This window comes from Limnohabitans sp., assembly GCF_040401495.1.
Lineage (GTDB): Bacteria > Pseudomonadota > Gammaproteobacteria > Burkholderiales > Burkholderiaceae_C > Limnohabitans.
Genome location: NZ_JBBAOI010000020.1, coordinates 1 through 17,420, shown reverse-complemented (window position 1 = coordinate 17,420; position 17,420 = coordinate 1). Strand labels below are relative to the sequence as shown.

The window sequence follows — 17,420 nt, the reverse complement described above, 5'->3', positions numbered from 1 at the left end:
CGTCATGTTTACACCCGATGCAAATTTGATGCCAACCGAGTTTCAACCCAGAGTCGAACGCAAAATGAACTTCAATGTTGATCCCAAAGCACTCGTTAGAACAACGTTTGTCAATCCAAATGACGCGAACACTTCTGCACGTGGCACCAGCTTGGCGTTGCCGGGGCGGGTGGGTTTTGCGCAAACTTTGTCACAACTACAACAAAGGTCGGGTGTCAATTCCTCGACCATTTTGAACCCGCAGGTCAAAAGTGTGGCGGTGCAAGAGGGTGACACCTTGAGCAGCATCGTCAAAGACCATTTGGCTGAATTGGGCCGACCTGTATCTAACAGTGAAGCTTTGCGACTGTCCCAAGACATCGCGCGAGTCAACGGCATCAGCAACCCTGACCGCATCTTCCCAGGACAGCGCCTGAACTTGAGCGTATTGACCCAAGCCCAGCAGGCTGGGCCCAATCTGTCTACCCAACAGGCCTTGCAAAGCAAGCGTTTGCAGGCAAGCACTAACTTTCCCGTTTTACCCGGCCAAAACAACATTTTGCAAAAAACCTTGGACCGTGCTGTGGAGAAGGGCTATATACCGGCTGAAGAAAAGCAGCAGGTTTACCAAAAAATCTTAGGTATGGCGCGTCAGTACCAGTTCGCGCCAGATGACTTTGCCCGCTTGACCCTGATGGAGAGCGACGGCATGAACCCCAAGGCCACCAATAACCGTTGCCACGGCATCATCCAGTTTTGCGACGGTCCCGACCGAGGTGCTGCCACCGCCGGTTTTGCCAGCAACCCCAAGGCTATTTTGGGCCACAGTGTTTTGCAGCAGCTAGATATGGTGGAGAAGTACTTTGACCAAAACGGCCTGAAGTCTATGGGCCCGACCAATTTGGACGATTTGTACCTGACAGTGCTCACGCCTGCTGCGCGGCGTGAAAAGTCGCCTAACGCAGATTTGAATATTGCGGGTACGCAGGCGCAAAAGTTGTATGTCAACCGCGACCCCAATACCTTTATTACCCGCAACTCCATTGTTCAGGGCCTGCACCAGCATGCCAATGAGCGACTAGGTTTGTACGAGGCGGCCAAGGCGCAGGCGCAAAAATTAGCGCAAACCCTCACCCGCAGCAGTCCACCGGTGCAGGTGGTCAACAACCAGCAGCGTGCCCAGGTGCTGCGGGTTGGCGCTTACTTGAACCAAGATTATTTGCGATGAAGCGGCAAACCCTTGCCGCAGTGTCGGTACTTTGGACAGGCATTGCCGCTTGGCAAGCCCGAATCGCAACGATAAGTACTCAGCTTGGCGTGGCACATAACTTGCAAGGTCAGTCTGAGTTTTTGTGTTTTTCAACCTAAGCGTCGTGAAAACGGCGAATTTAACAAGGCATGGAGGGGATGATGGATTTATTGACCAACGCATTTGGCATCCACGAGCGCGCCTTGGGTGTTCGCAGCCAACGCATGGAGGTCTTGGCGCGAAATATCGCCAACGCGGACACGCCCAATTACAAAGCGGAAGAGCTGGACTTCAAAGCCATGCTCAAAGAAACCCAGCGTGAGTACATCTCTGCGACACATGAAAAGCATTTCGCCGCACTTGAAGAGCAGCCCGACAACGGCATGCGTTACCGCGTTCCTTTCAATAGTTCGTTTGACGGCAATACCGTTGAGATCAATGTCGAACAAGCCAATTTTGGTAAGGCTGCGGCCGATTACCAAACCACTTTGAGCTTTTTGGAAAACCGCATCAGCGGTCTTCGCAAAGCCATACGAGGGGAGTGATAAGACATGAGAACCCTAGATTCTGTTTTCGGCATTGCCGCCACCGCTTTGAACGCACAAACAGTGCGCATGAACACCACGGCCTCGAACTTGGCTAACGCCACCACGGTTGCCAAATCCGAGGATGAAGCATTCCGTGGCAAGCGTACCGTTTTCAAAGCTTTGCTTAAAGACGAAATGACCAACGGCGGATTTCCCTACAAAGGCGGCGTGAAAGTCGACCAAATTGTGGATGACCCAACACCTATTCGCAGCATGTATGACCCTGGCAACCCCTCAGCTGACAGCAACGGCTTTGTCTATTTGTCCAACGTCAACGAGATGCAGGAAATGATCGAAATGATGGCGGCTTCGCGCTCCTACCAAAACAACGTCGAGGTGGTCAACACCGCCAAACAACTCATGATGCGCACTTTGGACATCACCAAATCCTGATATCTGAAAGACTGACATGGCCACGACTGCATCTACACCCAAAGCACCTTTGCCCAGCGGCATCGTCAGCTACGAGGATTACATCGCCAAAAACAAAGTCAAGGCGACCAGCACCACCATGGACCAAGGCGCTTTCCTGACTTTGTTCACCACCCAATTGAAAAACCAAAACCCCTTGGACCCCGTGAAAAACGAGGCCTTTGTGGCGCAATTGGCGCAGTTCTCGCAGTTGGAAGCCACCACCTCAATGAAAGCCAGCATGGAGACCATGGTGCAAAGCATGCAAGGCGACAAGATGCTCGCCGGTGCCGCCATGATCGGGCGCAAAGTAGCTGTCCCCAATGCCCCTGCCATGCTGCTAGATGGACAACCGGTGCAAGCCAGTGTGGACTTGCCCAATGGCGCCGACGGCGTGCAAATGCAAATTTTGGACAGCCGCGGCCAAGTTGTTCGCAAACTGGTTTACCCCGCTCAGTCGCCTGGTTCTATGAAGTTGGCTTGGGACGGCATGAGCGACAGCGGTGCCTCTATGCCCGACGGTGCTTACACCATGCAAGTACTCGCCAGTTCGCTGGGCAAAGCGGTGCAGCCTGTGGTCAATATGTTCTCAACCGTGCGCAGCGTCAGCAGCGCGGGGACAGGCGACAACACTTGGCTGCTCGAGGTCGATGGCGGCAAGAGCGTGAGCTTGGCTAACGTCAAACAAATCGCTTACTAAATCACACGCAAAAAATACAACGGAGTATCTGAACCATGTCCTTTTTTACCTCACTCACCGGTTTGAATGCAGCCACTGCTCAGTTAGGCGTGACCTCGAACAACATTGCCAACGCGAGTACCGTGGGTTTCAAGCGCAGTCGTGCCGACTTTGGCGACATTTTTGCCACCTCGCCTTTGCAAAAGGCCACCTCTGCGGTCGGTCAAGGTGTGTCATTGAAACGTGTGACCCAAGAGTTTGGTCAGGGCAATATGAACTTCTCGTCCAACACCTTGGACTTGGCCATTTCGGGTGACGGTTTCTTCCCGCTCAAATCGGGCGACGGTTTCCAAGATATTTTCACGCGTAACGGCTCGTTCATGATGAACGACCAGTACAACGTGGTGAACTCTGCAGGTCAGCGTTTGATGGCGGCGTCAGTGGATTCGACCGGTAAAGCCAATTTGAGCGATATGAACGTGTTGACCATTCCGCAAAAAACCACTGGCATGGCCAAAGAAACCTCGCTGGTGCAACTGGGTTTGAACTTTCCTGCGGATGCGCAGGTGGTGACCAAGGCTTTCAACCGCAACGACCCTTCTACCTACAACAAAAGTACCGCGTTGACGGTGTACGACAAGGGCGGTAACGGTTACTTGGCCACGGTCTATTACGCCAAAACACAAAACGCGAGCCAAGCCGACCCTAATAACAAATGGCAAACCTATGTGTATGTGGGTGAAACACTGGTCGCGGCCGCGTTGCAGCAAGCCACCGACTCTGCCACTGGTGAAAAAATGTACGTGAACAAATACGGACAGTTAAAGCCCGAGAGCCAGGTGAGTGACTTGTTGGTGAACTTCAAGACACAAAAGTTCTCGCTCAACCAATTAACTGACCAACGATCTTCCGAACCCGCGACTGTCACGGGTGGTTTGGCGCCAAATTTGAGCACCTTGGAAGGTATTAACTTCAAGAACTTGCCCAAAAGCCAACTAACCAATTTGTTCAGCTTGGATGTGGACGGCACTGGTTTGCCTGTTGCAGTCGGCTTAGAGCATTTGGCTGGCAGCAACATGACCTTGTCAGGCACCGAACTCGCCAAAGAGTTGACCAACGTTATCAACCGCAAATTCGGTGATGAACGCTATTTCAACTTTGCAGGTCAGCAAAACTTTGCCATTTCTGCCACTAACGCAGAAGGGACGTTGACTGAAAACCGCACGGTTCAACTCGATGCCACCGATATGGCGTATGAAGAGGTGGTCAACAAAATCAACGACCAGCTCAATGGCAGCAGCAATATCTTGTCGAATGTGGCGTTCAGCGCCACCCCATTGGCCAGCGAATTCAAAGGCTACAGCTTTACCTTGGGGTCTGGCACCAGTGCGTTCACCGTCTCGGGTGAACTTACCTTACAAGATCCACTGAGCACCAAGCCCATGGAGGACTTGGTCGCGAATATGCAAGAGCATATTCAACAGGATTTGGTTACCCGCTTTGGCTACAGCAGCGATGCCGCCTCCAAAGTGACCGTGAATGTGCAAAACGGCAATGAAATCCGTTTGACCAGCGGTGACGGTGTCACCGTCTCCAGCCTGCGCCTGAGTACAGTCAGCACTGGCTCGCCCGTGACCATCAGCAACAGCTTTAATTCAGGCCCCATCATCACAGGCGCTGTGGGCACCTACGCCTTGCTGGATATGCAAATAGGCTCTATCATCATCAACGATTTGGATCTTTCCACCATGGATTCAACCACGCTGGAAGCCTTTGCTAAAGAGCTGAAAACCAGTCTTCAAACTGAGTTGAGCTCTCAGGGTTGGTCGTCTTTTGAAGCCGGTTTGGTCGATGTCAAAGTCAATGATGCTGAAACTGGTTTGACCATTACCGACGGCTCTGGCAATCAAATCACTAAATTCACCATTGCACGAAGCCCCACCGACTCCGCAGCGATCACGGGTACGGCTGCAGGGTCAAGCTTGGCGCTGGACAACGTGGCATTTTCTGAAACACGTTTTGGCAACGAAAACAGGCTCAACCACTTCAAAGACTTTACCGTTAACCTGACTACGCCCACCACACCGCCATTGAAGTTGACCAAGACTTTCCTTATGTCCGAGATCTTGGCCGCCGACACTGCAGGAGATCTGGCCAATTTTGACCCCACGGATACTGAAAACGGTCCAGGCCAACTCGCTGCTTTGGTGGATTTAATGAACGCGAAGATCAATGTTCTGAGCGGCTGGACCAATTTATCTGGCACACCTACATCAGGTGTTTACCCCACAGTCAGCAGAGCCGCTGGCGACACCCTGACGCTGGCGTGGGAGGCCGACACCAGCAGTTTCACCATTGCCACAGCCGCTAGCAGCGGCACGTTTGTGTCGGGCATGTCTTTGAGCCTGAACACCGACGACGGCACTTTTGGCAGCTTGCTTACCAAGGGCGGCTCCATCAGCATTGTGGCTCCTACTCTGGACGCCGGTGGCACAGTTACAGCAGGCGGCTCATTGACTTTGTCCAATGTGAGTTTTCCGCAGTCCGTCGAAGCAGTGGGGGACGAGTTTGAGTCTTTCAAATTCACGCTGGGCGGCAAGCTCTATCCCACCTCAGGCGTCATCTCTTTGGATCAGCTCAACCTCAGCAGCTCACCCATGACCGATTTGGCCGCGGCTTTGCAAGCCAAGATTCGCTCAACGTTGAAAACCAGTGACGGCACCACCTGGGATGACACCCGCACCAGCAAGATCAACGTCTCAGTGGTCAATGGCAAAGACTTGAAAATCTCAGACGCCGGCGGCGCAGAGATCACTGGTTTGGAGCTGAACGCCAAGGCCAGCGCTGCGGCCACAGTTTCCACAGGGGCACAAAGTTACAGCATCGCCAAGCTGGGCAATAAAGTCACAGCCAGCTACGACCCTGTTTCACAAAAATTCAACTTCACCCCTCCTTTGGGTAGCGGCACTATCGTGGCTCTGTCGGGTATTAACAACCAGCTGGGCATTACCTCGCCCATCACCCAAGACACGGGCAGCGATGCGCTGAGCACCGAGGGCGCACCGGCCATCACCAACAACTACATCCGACCCTTGAAGATGCAGCGCTATGGCATGAAGGTGGAGTACGACACAGTGAATGAAAAATTCATTTTCAAGTCCGGCACCACTGGTGACACCTCCAGCATCCACCTGACAGACCCCAGCACCTATGCCTCCGAGCATTTGGGGTTGCTGGCAGACGGTAAATACCAGGTCAAGACCTCGGCCACAGCGGTACGCGGCATCACCTCACAGCCTGCAGTGATGCAAGGCTCACCCTTGGGCATCAATGCCAACAACAACTTCAGCGTCAACCTGACCAACAACAAGTTTGTGGTGTCGGTGGACGACGTCAAGGGCACGGTTTATCTGGAACCCAAAGACACTTACACCATCGACAGTTTTGTGCTGGCGCTGCAAAACGGCATCAACCGTCTTGCGGGTCCCTCAGACCAAAGCGGTTTGACAGGCCCCATGGTCTCAGGTGTCAAAGTGGCTTATGACCCCATCAGCAACCGCTTGAAGTTCACTTCTGGTACAGCCTCGACCAACTCCTTTATCAAGGTGTCGGGCGACAGCCAGTGGGGCTTGGCCAACGTTGAAGGTGGCCGTGGTGCCACCTCCACCTGGATCAAACCCACGCAATACACCCAAGTGGTCAATGGCGTTGCAGTTGCACAGTACATCGACGAGTTTGGCAACGAAACCTTCAGTCCTGATGGTTTCAAATCCTTGCCAGAATGGTCACCCATCTTCTTGGAAAAAGGCGAACTCACCTTTGACACCGGCGGTAACTTGGTGTCACCCAAGCAGGGTTCGCAGTTGGACACGGTTTACCTGCCAGACGGTAAGGGTGCTTTGACCATCAACATCAATTACTCCAAGTCAACCCAGTTCTCTTCTCCTTATGCGGTTTTGTCACAGTCGCAAGATGGTGCACCTGAGGGTGACTTGGTGGGCTTGTCGCTGGGCGACGATGGTTTGGTCAACGCCTCTTACTCCAACGGTTCACAAAAATCGCTGGGCAAGGTGGTGTTGGTGAACTTCACCAACCCCACTGGCTTGCGTCAGATTGGTGACACCAGTTATTACAAATCGGCATCGTCTGGCACACCGAAATACGGTGAGGCCGGTTCTGCAGGTTTCGGCACGGTGCGTTCTGGTGCGACCGAGCGTGCCAACGTGGACTTGACGCAGGAATTGGTGGACTTGATCACCGAGCAGCGTAACTTCCAAGCCAATGCCAAGGCGATTGAGACCAGCACCACGCTGACCCAATCTATTATTCAAATCAGAGCGTAAAGCCCCTCCTTAGAGAATCGACATGGATCGCCTAGCCTTTAACGCTTCTGCTGCAATTACTGAAATGCGTTTGGCTCGTCAGGCCTTGGCCAATGAAATGGCCAATATGACGACCACGGGCTTTAAGCGCTCCTATGAGGTCTCACTTAAGGCGTTCAAAGCCGAAGGCGAGGGCTTTGACTCTAATTACCAACCCCAAGCCATACACATGGACTTCATCAAGATGGCACCCGGCCCCTTGATGGCGACTGGCCGTGACTTGGACATTTTGATGAATGACCAAACCGTGTTGGGGGTGCAAGCCCCCAACGGCGAGCTGGCATTTACCCGCAGAGGCGACTTGCAACTCAACGTCAACGGCGTGCTGCAAACCGGCAATGGTCACCCGGTCATGGGCGATAACCAATCCCCCATCTCGGTGCCACCTGGCTTTAAGGCATCGATTACCCGTGAAGGCGGCGTCTTTATCCACGATCCCAACCAGCCTGGTATTCAGCAAGAGACCCAAATTGGCCAGCTTTTGCTGCGTGACGCCAGTAAAACCCCCTTGACGCGCCGAGAAGATGGCCTGTTTCGGGCGCACGATAAACCGTCAGGCGCGGATTTTGCTTCAGGTCCTGTACAGGCGTCAGTGACGACACAGGCACTCGAGGGCAGCAATGTCAGCCCCACCGAGGCCATGGTCAAACTGATCGAGCAGTCACGCATGTTTGAGCAGCAGGTCCGGATGGTGAAAGCCAGCCATGAAAACGACCAGTCTGGTTCTTCCATGCTCAAACTGTCCACTTGATGGTAAGCGCCCTAGGCGCTGATTTTTTGAAGAACAGGGGTTAAGCGATGGATGCAGCTTTATGGGTTTCCAAGACCGGCTTGGATGCGCAGCAAACGCGCATGAATGTCATTTCTAACAACTTATCCAACGTTTCCACAACGGGTTTTAAGCGCGACCGCGCAGTGTTTGAAGACTTGCTTTACCAAAATATCCGCCAAGCGGGTGGGCAAAGCACTGCCAACACTCAGTCACCTACCGGCTTGATGTTGGGTACAGGTACCAAAGTGGTCGCTACAGAAAAGTTGCACCTTCAAGGTAATTTGATCAACAGCCAAAACCCATTGGATGTTGCCATCATGGGTGACGGTTTTTTCCAAATTCAGCAACAAGACGGCACCATTGCCTATACCCGCGACGGCGCGTTCAAACTGTCGGCAACCGGACAGTTGGTCACGTCCACTGGTTTTTTGCTCGAACCTAATATCACCATTCCTAACAACGCTTCGGCTTTGACGGTTGGCCGTGACGGCACCGTCTCAGTCGAACTCGTGGCAGGCGGAGGCCAACAGGTCTTGGGCCAGCTTCAAATCGCCAAGTTCATCAATCCAAGTGGCTTAAAGCCTTTGGGTAACAACTTGTTAGCCGCAACAGCTTCCAGCGGTCAGGTGCAGCTGCTGCAGCCTGGCACTGTGGGAGCGGGGGTGTTGAACCAAGGCGCTTTGGAAGCGTCCAACGTGAACGTGGTGGAAGAGATGGTCAACATGATCGAAACCCAACGCGCTTACGAGATCAACTCCAAGTCCATCGAAGCGGTCGACGGCATGCTCAAGTATTTGAACCAGAACCTTTAATTGAATTAGGTCAAACCATCATGAAAACACTTTTTTCAATTATTTCGCTGTTGGCTGCGTTGCAAGGCTGCGCCTCGCACGAACCGGTGTTGTCAAGCTTGTCACCCTCGCCCGATTTCGCGCCCGTCTACCCCTTAACCAAAGACCAAACCGCGCCTTCTACAGGTGGTATTTACGGTAACCGCCAAAGCGATGCTTGGTTTGGTCGTGGCCGCAATTACCAAATTGGTGACCTAATTACTGTGTTGTTGAATGAATCGACGCAAGCTGACCGTAGTCAAAAAACCGATATCAGCCGCGACGCCAGCAATACCGCTTTGCCCTCGGGTGCGAACACCTTGATGGGCAATATCCATCCCTTTTTTGATGGCCTCAGCATGAATGCTGCAAAGACGACCAGCACGGGCAAAGGTACCGCAGCTCAGGGAGCAAGCTTGACAGGCTCCGTCACCGTCACCGTCACCGAGATTTTGGCCAACGGCAATTTGGTAGTGCGTGGTGAGAAAAAATTGGGTCTGTCTGAAGGCACGGAAGTCATTCAAGTCGCTGGCGTGATTCGCCCTCAAGACATAGGCCCCAACGGCACGGTTCAGTCCTTGCGTTTGGCCAACGCCCAAATTTCTTACCGCGGCACCGGCGACTTGGCCGCTGCCAGCAAACCTGGTTGGGGCACCAGCGCCTTGTTGAAACTTTGGCCCTTCTAACCCACGATTAAATCGCCATGAAAACCTCATTTATCAAAACCTGTTTGCTGAGCTTGGCTTGTACTTTGGCCATGCCCGTGTGGGCTGACCGTGTCAAAGACTTGGTCACCGTGGCAGCACAACGCCCTAACCAGTTGATCGGTTTTGGCTTGGTCGTGGGTTTGCAAGGCAGTGGTGACGATGCCTCGGTGCCCTTCACCACGCAAAGCATGAAAGCCATGTTGGCACAAATGGGTGTGCGAATTGACGGTCCCATGTCTGACTTTGAGCAAGCGGCGTCCGCCAGTCGAATCGATATCAAAAATGCAGCAGCCGTGATGGTGACAGCCGACTTACCCGGTTTTGCCAAGCCTGGCCAGCGCATTGACGTGAATGTGTCTGCAATAGGCAAGGCCACCAATTTGCGTGGTGGCAACCTGATCATGACCGCCATGCGTGGCGTGGACGGCGAAATTTACGCCTTGGCCCAAGGCGCATTAACAGCCACGGGCATTGATGCTTCGGCAGCAGGATCTAAGGTTGCAATTGGCGTGCCCACAGCGGCACGTATTCCTGCGGGCGCGATTGTCGAGCGTGCAGTTGAAAATCCGTTCGAGAAGGCCGAGTTCTTGGTGATGAACCTGCGCGATAACGACTTTTCCACCAGCAGCAGTATTGTTGCGGCCATCAATAAAAAATTTGGTGATGGCGTGGCACAAGCAGTGGACGGCACATCGATATCGGTACGACCCCCACAAGACTTGAATCAAAGAGTGTCATTCATGGGACTCTTGGAGAACATCGAGGTCACACCTTCAGAGCCCAATGCCCGAGTGGTTATCAACTCACGCACAGGCACTGTGGTCATCAACCGTGCGGTGCGTGTCACTGCGGCAGCTGTTTCCCATGGCACGATTTCGGTGGCCATCACGGCGACTAACGAGGTGTCGCAGCCTAATCCTTTGTCGCAAGGCCAAACACGGGAAGTGCAAAACGCCGACATCGCTGTCAATGAGCCCAAAAACCCCATGTTCCTCTTCAAACCTGGTGTGGACTTGCGTGAAATTGTGGACGCAGTCAACCAAGTCGGGGCCAGCCCTTCGTCATTGATCGCCATTCTTGAGGCTTTGCGCAGCTCTGGCAGCTTGCGTGCCGAGTTGATCATTATCTAAGCCCCCTAAAAGCCAGCCATGAGCGAATCCACCAACATCAGCAGCGCCAAGTCGTACAACGACTTCACGGCACTGGGCGAACTGCGCGGCAAAGCGCAGCGCAATGAAGCGGGTGCGATGCGTGAGTCGGCTGAGCAGTTTGAGGCCTTGTTCATCCAAATGATGCTCAAGTCCATGCGTGAAGCCTCCAGCGCCATGAAAAGCGACTTGTTGCACAACAACGCGCAAGAAACCTTTGAAGGCATGTACGACAAAGAAATTTCCATGCAAATGGCCAAGCGCAATGCCTTGGGTTTCTCCGATGTGGTGGTGAAAAACCTGAGCCAGCAAAAGTCTGTGCCCAGTACTTCCGAATTGCTGCAGTTGCGCCAAACCTCAACCATCCAAAATGGCATGCCCTTGAATGCGCCTGTGTTGCCCATGTCTTTGGCTAACAAAGCGCAAGCCGCTATGGCTTTGCAGAAAAACACCTTGAAGGCATTGCCGCTGGCGCCCGCCATACCCATGAAATTGGGGAATGAGCCATGAGTGACTTACTTGGCATCAGCAGTACGGCGGTTGCCGCCTATCAACGTGCATTGGGCACCGTCAGCAATAACATTGCCAACGTCAGCACCGAGGGCTATTCGCGTCAAACCTCCACGCTGCAGCAAAGTGCGCCATCCAAGCAAGCTAATATGTTCTTGGGCACTGGCGTGTTGTTCACCTCGGTCAAACGCGCCTTCGATACCTTTGCCGAGTCCAATTTGCGCAACAGCAACACCGACCTTGCGACCCAAAGCCCGATGGTGGAATACACCCAAAGGGTGATGGACATCATGGGTGACAAAAGTGTGGGACTGAGTTCTGCGCTGGACACTTTTTTTGAATCTGCCCGCAGTTTGTCGGTGGACCCCGCCTCTGGCGTCATGCGTACCAGTTTTTTACGTTCTACCGAGGGCGTAGGTTCGCGTTTTGCTGAGTTATCCGGACAGTTGAATTTGGTTTCCAGTGAAACCCGTCAAGCCTTAGACAGTGCTGCGGGGGAGCTCAATACCTTGACCGAGCAACTCTCTTTGGTCAACCAACAATTGACCAAGGGCACGACCTTAGACAGCCAACCACCCGAGCTTTTAGACCGACGAGACTTGTTGCTGCGCCAAATCTCCGCATATTCCCGCATCAAAACCAGCTTCACTTCCAACGGCATGGTGTCGGTCAGTTTAGGCACCACCATGAAGCAAAGCTTGGTGGTTGATGGCATCAAGTTTCGTCCTATCGGAATGGACCCTAACTCCAACAGCAAGTTGGATATGGTGATTGACCCCTATGGCAACACCGAACCCTTGGCCGGTTCCAGCGGCGGTACCTTGGGAGGACTCAACACCTTTATTTCGCAGGTATTGGAGCCAGCCCAAAAAAACCTGGACTTTTTGGCCCAGACCTTTGTCGACGAGGTCAACAAGGTGCAGAAAAATGGCATCGATGGCTATGGCGAAATGGGCTCACCTTTGTTGAAAATCGACGTGACAGCGGTCAACAAAGCCCAAGGCATTGGCATGGCTTTGAATGACCCCATGCGAGTGGCAACCGGCGCCTTGTTTCGTGTCACTGAAAACAACGACAACGCCAGCGAGGTCAAAGCCAGAGTTGCTTACACGCCACCTCCTGCCCCTTTGGGTGTGAGCAATACCAGACTGATTAACAACCCATTTACTTCTACACCTGTGTCTATCGAGGTCGGTGGTGGTCGATTGTTTGCACCAGTGACCACACTCTCTGCCGGCATGGAAAATCCTGTCATTTATTTGGACAACGTCAAGCCTGGGCAGCAACTGCAAGTGCTGACCACTGATGGTCGACACCTGATTGGCAGCGAGATGTCGATTGACGAGAAGTACCAAGTGCTGACCAAGGAAAACGGCTTCACCGACCCTGTGACTTTCAGCGACGCGTATTTGAATAAATCAGGCGTCAACGGCTACTTGCAAACCAATGTGTTTTATGGTGCCAAGGGCAGTGTTGTGTATGCCCAGCAGTTTGACCGACTTGGCCAACCCACTGCCCCCACGCCTACCCCTGCCAAGTTGGAAACAACGCATATTCAGCAAATCCAAGCGGGTTCAGATGGCTTGACCCTGATAGCCGCTGGTGCGATCAAGCTCAACAACAGCGAGCTTGGCCCCTTGACATTGGCCGCCAACGAAACCCTGACACCCCAAAAAGTGGCCGCTTGGCTTCAAAAGGGCTTGGACGACGGCAAGATGTCCGATATGAAGGTCGAGGTCTATAACCAGATCCGCTTCAATGCCGCCGCGCTGGACTTTCGCAAAGCCTTGTCTATCAATGGCGTCAAGATTGGTACTGTCAATCAAGATGCAAAAGTGGCCAACGAGTACAAAGACTTGCCCAGCATGGTCAAGGCGATTCAAGCCTCCAGAGACAAAACAGGCGTGACCGCCCGAATTGCCGACAACGGCGATTTGATTTTGGAAAATTCGCTCGGACATGAAGGTGAGACCATCACCTTGGGACCCAAAGACAGCAATGGCCAGTCCTCCAATGCCTTCAATTTAAATTTGAGTGGTGCCAACGGCGTGATCCAAGGCCAAGTGCGTCTTACGCGTACCTTGGGCGACCCAGCCAAGTCTGATATTCGTTTGTCTTTTGGTACCTCTCCCAATGCAGGCTCGCCATTTGACCTCAGCATGGTGGGTTTGCGCACTGCCGCTTACATCGAGGGTAAAGTGCCTGATGACTTGCAAGTGTTTGTGACTGGCGAAGGCAAAGCCACGGTAGCAGCCAGTTTTTCAGGACAACCTACAGACCCACAGCAAAAACTTCGTTCACAAAATCTGATCGTGTCGTTTGATACGCCCAGTCACTACACCATCAAAGATGGCGCAACTGGCACGATCTTGGCTGAAAGAAATTACGACACCAGTGTTCTGACACCCGTGGTGAATTACCAAGGTTTGGCCATTCAATTTACCCGAGCCCCTGATGTGGGCGATGTGTTTGAGGTGGATGGCAATCACGACGGCTTGGGCAACAACGAAAACATGTTGGTCATGGCCGATTTGGCTAAAAAAGGCGTGATCGGCAGCAAAAGTTTTTCTGATTCCTATATTGATCAGGTCAATACCGTGGGCAATGCGGCTCAGCAGGCCAAGATCACCCAACAGGCCTTGACCGTGGTGAATGACCAGGCGAAACAGTCACGCGACAAGGTCTCAGGCGTCAACCTTGATGACGAAGCAGCCGACTTGATTCGTTTTCAGCAGGCCTACCAAGCCGCTGCCAAGTCATTGCAAATCTCGGGTCAGTTGTTTGACTCGATTGTTCAAATTCGCTGAAGGAGATTACAGCCATGGTGATGAAAGTCTCGACCAGCATGTTTTTTGATAAAGCCAGCAAGCAGCTAGGCAATATCCAAGGCAGCTTGGCTAAAACCCAAGAGCAGTTGTCTACGGGCAAGCAAATCAACAAGCCCAGCGATGAGCCCGACAAGGCATCCTTGATCACCCGATTGGATTCTGAATTGGCGCGTCAAAAAAGCTACCAAGGCAATTTAAAGTCGGTCAATATCCGTTTGCAAGCCGAAGAAACGGCCTTGAAAAGTACCAGCGATGTGATGTACCGCTTCAAAGAGTTGGCTGTGCAAGCTGGTAACGATACCTTGAGTACCGCTGACCGAAAAACAATTTCCTTGGAGATGACCCAACTCAAAGACCAAATCTTGAGTTTGGCCAACTCGCAAGACTCCAACGGTAATTTTTTGTTCGCCGGTTCGCGTGTAGGTCAAGCGCCATTTGGCCAAGACGCCAAGGGGCGGGTGGTCTACCAAGGCGACCAAAGCCGTATGTTGGTGCCCGTGGGCGACAACCGCCGTATGAACTTGAACATTCCAGGCTCAGACGCCTTTGTGCATTTGGTGCGCGTCGACGGTAAGGGCAACCGTATCGGTGTAGGTTTTTTTCAAGCATTGTCTGACATGGTCAGCGCCGTAGCCACTTCAGACAGGCCCAATATCCAGCGCGGTATCAAGGAACTTGACCACATGCAGCAAGGCATCATTGATGCCAACGCGCAGGTCGGTACCGACATGAATGTGGTCGACTCGCAAAACAGTGTGCTCGACGAAATCAGCTTGCGCTTGAAGACCACTTTATCGGACGTACAAGACTTAGACTACACAGAAGCCATCACCAAGATGAACAAAGACCAGTTGGCCTTGGAGTCAGCGCAAAGCAGTTTTGCCAAGATTTCAAAACTAACACTTTTCAGCTATATAAATTAAAGGCTAAAGTTTTCCGTAGACTTGTCGATCAACAAATACACACTTAAATAAACTCCTATGGCCACCTCCGCAGTTTCCACGACGACGATCAGTACGGCTGCGGATATTGCAAAGTCCAACAAGGCCAATGCCCAAAAGATCATGAATACGCTGGGCGCAGGATCAGGCGTTGACGTGACCTCGTTGGCGCAAAACTTGGTTGACGCAGAACGTGTCCCCAAAGAGAACATGATCAATGCCAAGATTGCAAAATCTGAGGCCAAAGTCACCGGTTACGGCGCTGTGACTTTCATGCTTGGTGAAGTGAAAAAAGCATTTTCTGCTTTGAATGATAAAACCGACTTCACGGGAGTGACTGCCACTTCGGACAACACTTCTGCTTTTACTGTCTCTGCAGGCGCGACAGCTACTGAAGGCATACACGAGATGACTGTTACCGCCTTGGCCAAAGCCCAGCGCAGTGTGAGCAGTACCTACACTTCGGCCACCTCTTCTATTAACGCTGGTCAGGCCATGTCGTTGAGTCTGACCTACAAAGGTACGGCATCCACGATCAATGTCACCGCTGGCAGTGATACCCCTCAAGGTGTGGTGGACGCAATCAATATTGCCAACAAAGGTGTCAAGGCCCAATTGGTCTATACCAGCAGCGCAGATGCCAGCCCCTACAAAATTTTGCTCACCAGTTCGACGGGCGAAGACAACTCCTTTACTTTGACCGACAGCGATAGCAATCTCAGTTTCAGCGATATTCAAACCGCACAAGATGCGGCATTTACGATTGATGGCATCAGTTACAAACGTTCAAGCAATACAGTGACTGACGCTTTGCAAGGCGTCAGCATCAGCATGCGTTCGTTAGCCACCACCAGCATTCAGCTTTCACGTGAAACCACATCTACGGCTGAAAAAATTCAAAACCTTGTGCTGGCCTACAACGACACCCAAAGCCTATTGAAGGAAATGGGGGACTCCAAATCGACGCTTGAAACCTATGGCGCAACCTTGCCCAATGATTCTTTGCTCAGAGCGATTAAAACAACACTGCGCAGCATGTTCATGGACAACTCCAACAGCACAAGCGGTGGTATTTCTTCTTTACGTGATGTTGGTGTGAGCATCGATCAATCTGGGGTCATGGCGCTTGATACATCGATTCTGGACACCAAACTCAAAACCAATTTTGATGATGTTGTCACCATGTTTTCTGGCAACAGAAACAACACCAGTGAATACAGTGTGGAGAAAATATCCATTGCCAATGACGCTTTTGGGAAATTGTCCAAAATGCTCAGATCAACCGGCGATTTGGCTTATCAGACCCGCAATACCAACACTGAAATTACCCGTTACAAGGCTGATTTGGTCAAACTCAACACCCGAATGGACACCTTGCTGCAACGCTACACCAAACAATTTGCCATCATGGACAGCATGGTTGGTCAAAACAACAGTACAAAATCCAGCTTGAAGAGTACTTTTGATGGAATGATGGCTCAATATAAATAACCAATTGGCTAAATAAATTATTTTTTTATTTTTAGCTAAAGTTCCCCCTAATCAGGTCGATATTTATGACGAATCGGTGCAATGTGCATCTTTTCGTCGTTCATGGTCTTAAAACTTAGGGTATTTATATGATTCCAGAAATCAAAGGCTCGTCCCCTGCTAAAACAGAGGTACCTAGCCCTAAAGTTCAAGCTTCGGTTGCGTCACATGGCGCAAAGCCACTTGATTCATCGGTGCGAAAAGCGGACCTTGTGCCTATCAAAAAGACCGATCTAGCGATTGATCCAATTGAGATGCAGCAAAAATTGAAAAAAATCTTAGATGAAGCCAACCAACATATGGCCAATTCCAAGGTTCAGCTGGGTTTTTCCATGAACCAGGCTATTGATGGACCAGTGATCACGGTGAAGAATTTGCAATCCGGCGAAGTGGTGAGGACCATCCCTTCTGAAGTGGTGATAAAAGTCGCTCAAAACATTGATTCTTTAAAAGGCATTTTGTTCAATCAAAAACTCTAAGTATGTTTTAGCTTGCTCTTCGATAGCAATATTGACGCTATGGAAGTGAGTAAGTCTTAAGGCGGGCATTGCTCAAGATTTAAGTTGAGCATCCGATTCAAGGTTGGCCACCTCACGGCAAAAATATATTATTTTTAAATTCTTTTTCGAGTGTGCGTATTTTTTAAAACGTAACTTGAATAAATACCAAGCACAGAAAAAAATAATTGCTTCAATGCAATTAAAGCTTGACAAACACCATCCGATTCTTTAGCTGTGACGAGTTGAAAAGACCGTCAGGAAATGTGAAGTCAACTTGCCAAATCAATGTATAGGTTTTTTACGACCAATATTTTAGGAGTGCTGTAAATGTCAACTGTTATCAACACCAACGTTAAAGCTCTGGTTG

Annotated in this window: 14 protein-coding genes; all 14 read left to right on the top strand. The window is 51.6% G+C overall.

All coding sequences use genetic code 11. The features are described 5' to 3' along the window. The first annotated feature begins 28 nt into the window (after window positions 1-28). The 14 genes from AC9UEO_RS11010 (at window position 29) to AC9UEO_RS10945 (ending at window position 17,032) form a co-directional block, all read left to right on the top strand. Complete coding sequence (locus AC9UEO_RS11010) at window positions 29-1,207, top strand: LysM peptidoglycan-binding domain-containing protein (RefSeq protein WP_509533228.1); 1,179 nt, start codon at window positions 29-31, stop codon at window positions 1,205-1,207. A gap of 182 nt (window positions 1,208-1,389) precedes the next feature. Beyond that, window positions 1,390-1,773: a flagellar basal body rod protein FlgB gene (flgB, locus tag AC9UEO_RS11005; RefSeq protein WP_509533225.1), complete on the top strand. Its 384-nt coding sequence runs from the start codon at window positions 1,390-1,392 to the stop codon at window positions 1,771-1,773. Between the two features lie 6 nt (window positions 1,774-1,779). Next, window positions 1,780-2,208, top strand: coding sequence for a flagellar basal body rod protein FlgC (flgC, locus tag AC9UEO_RS11000; RefSeq protein ID WP_509533222.1), 429 nt, complete (start codon window positions 1,780-1,782; stop codon window positions 2,206-2,208). A gap of 16 nt (window positions 2,209-2,224) precedes the next feature. Next, window positions 2,225-2,926 carry a flagellar hook assembly protein FlgD gene (locus tag AC9UEO_RS10995; RefSeq protein ID WP_509533219.1) on the top strand — a complete coding sequence of 234 codons (702 nt, stop codon included), beginning with the start codon at window positions 2,225-2,227 and terminating at the stop codon, window positions 2,924-2,926. Between the two features lie 35 nt (window positions 2,927-2,961). Next, on the top strand, window positions 2,962-7,248 hold the full coding sequence (locus AC9UEO_RS10990) for a flagellar hook-basal body complex protein (protein ID WP_509533216.1): 4,287 nt from the start codon (window positions 2,962-2,964) through the stop codon (window positions 7,246-7,248). 22 nt (window positions 7,249-7,270) lie between these two features. Continuing rightward, window positions 7,271-8,038 (top strand): flagellar basal body rod C-terminal domain-containing protein, encoded by a 768-nt coding sequence (locus AC9UEO_RS10985; protein ID WP_509533213.1) that lies wholly within the window; start codon window positions 7,271-7,273, stop codon window positions 8,036-8,038. Between the two features lie 47 nt (window positions 8,039-8,085). After that, on the top strand, window positions 8,086-8,871 hold the full coding sequence (gene flgG, locus AC9UEO_RS10980) for a flagellar basal-body rod protein FlgG (protein ID WP_509533211.1): 786 nt from the start codon (window positions 8,086-8,088) through the stop codon (window positions 8,869-8,871). A 20-nt stretch (window positions 8,872-8,891) separates the two neighbouring features. Further along, window positions 8,892-9,575 carry a flagellar basal body L-ring protein FlgH gene (locus AC9UEO_RS10975; RefSeq protein ID WP_509533208.1) on the top strand — a complete coding sequence of 228 codons (684 nt, stop codon included), beginning with the start codon at window positions 8,892-8,894 and terminating at the stop codon, window positions 9,573-9,575. Window positions 9,576-9,592: 17 nt separating this feature from the next. Then, the gene (locus AC9UEO_RS10970) at window positions 9,593-10,726 is read left to right on the top strand and encodes a flagellar basal body P-ring protein FlgI (protein WP_509533206.1); all 1,134 of its coding nucleotides are present in this window, start codon (window positions 9,593-9,595) and stop codon (window positions 10,724-10,726) included. 18 nt (window positions 10,727-10,744) lie between these two features. Further along, window positions 10,745-11,254, top strand: coding sequence for a rod-binding protein (locus AC9UEO_RS10965; protein WP_509533203.1), 510 nt, complete (start codon window positions 10,745-10,747; stop codon window positions 11,252-11,254). After that, window positions 11,251-14,061, top strand: a complete 2,811-nt coding sequence (gene flgK / locus AC9UEO_RS10960; protein WP_509533200.1) for a flagellar hook-associated protein FlgK — start codon at window positions 11,251-11,253, stop codon at window positions 14,059-14,061. Before AC9UEO_RS10965 ends, flgK begins: the two co-directional genes overlap by 4 nt. A 14-nt stretch (window positions 14,062-14,075) precedes the next feature. Next, on the top strand, window positions 14,076-15,005 hold the full coding sequence (gene flgL, locus AC9UEO_RS10955) for a flagellar hook-associated protein FlgL (RefSeq protein WP_509533198.1): 930 nt from the start codon (window positions 14,076-14,078) through the stop codon (window positions 15,003-15,005). A gap of 57 nt (window positions 15,006-15,062) precedes the next feature. Then, window positions 15,063-16,514: a flagellar filament capping protein FliD gene (gene fliD, locus AC9UEO_RS10950; RefSeq protein WP_509533195.1), complete on the top strand. Its 1,452-nt coding sequence runs from the start codon at window positions 15,063-15,065 to the stop codon at window positions 16,512-16,514. A gap of 128 nt (window positions 16,515-16,642) precedes the next feature. Beyond that, window positions 16,643-17,032, top strand: a complete 390-nt coding sequence (locus AC9UEO_RS10945; RefSeq protein WP_509533193.1) for a flagellar protein FlaG — start codon at window positions 16,643-16,645, stop codon at window positions 17,030-17,032. Window positions 17,033-17,420 lie beyond the last annotated feature (388 nt).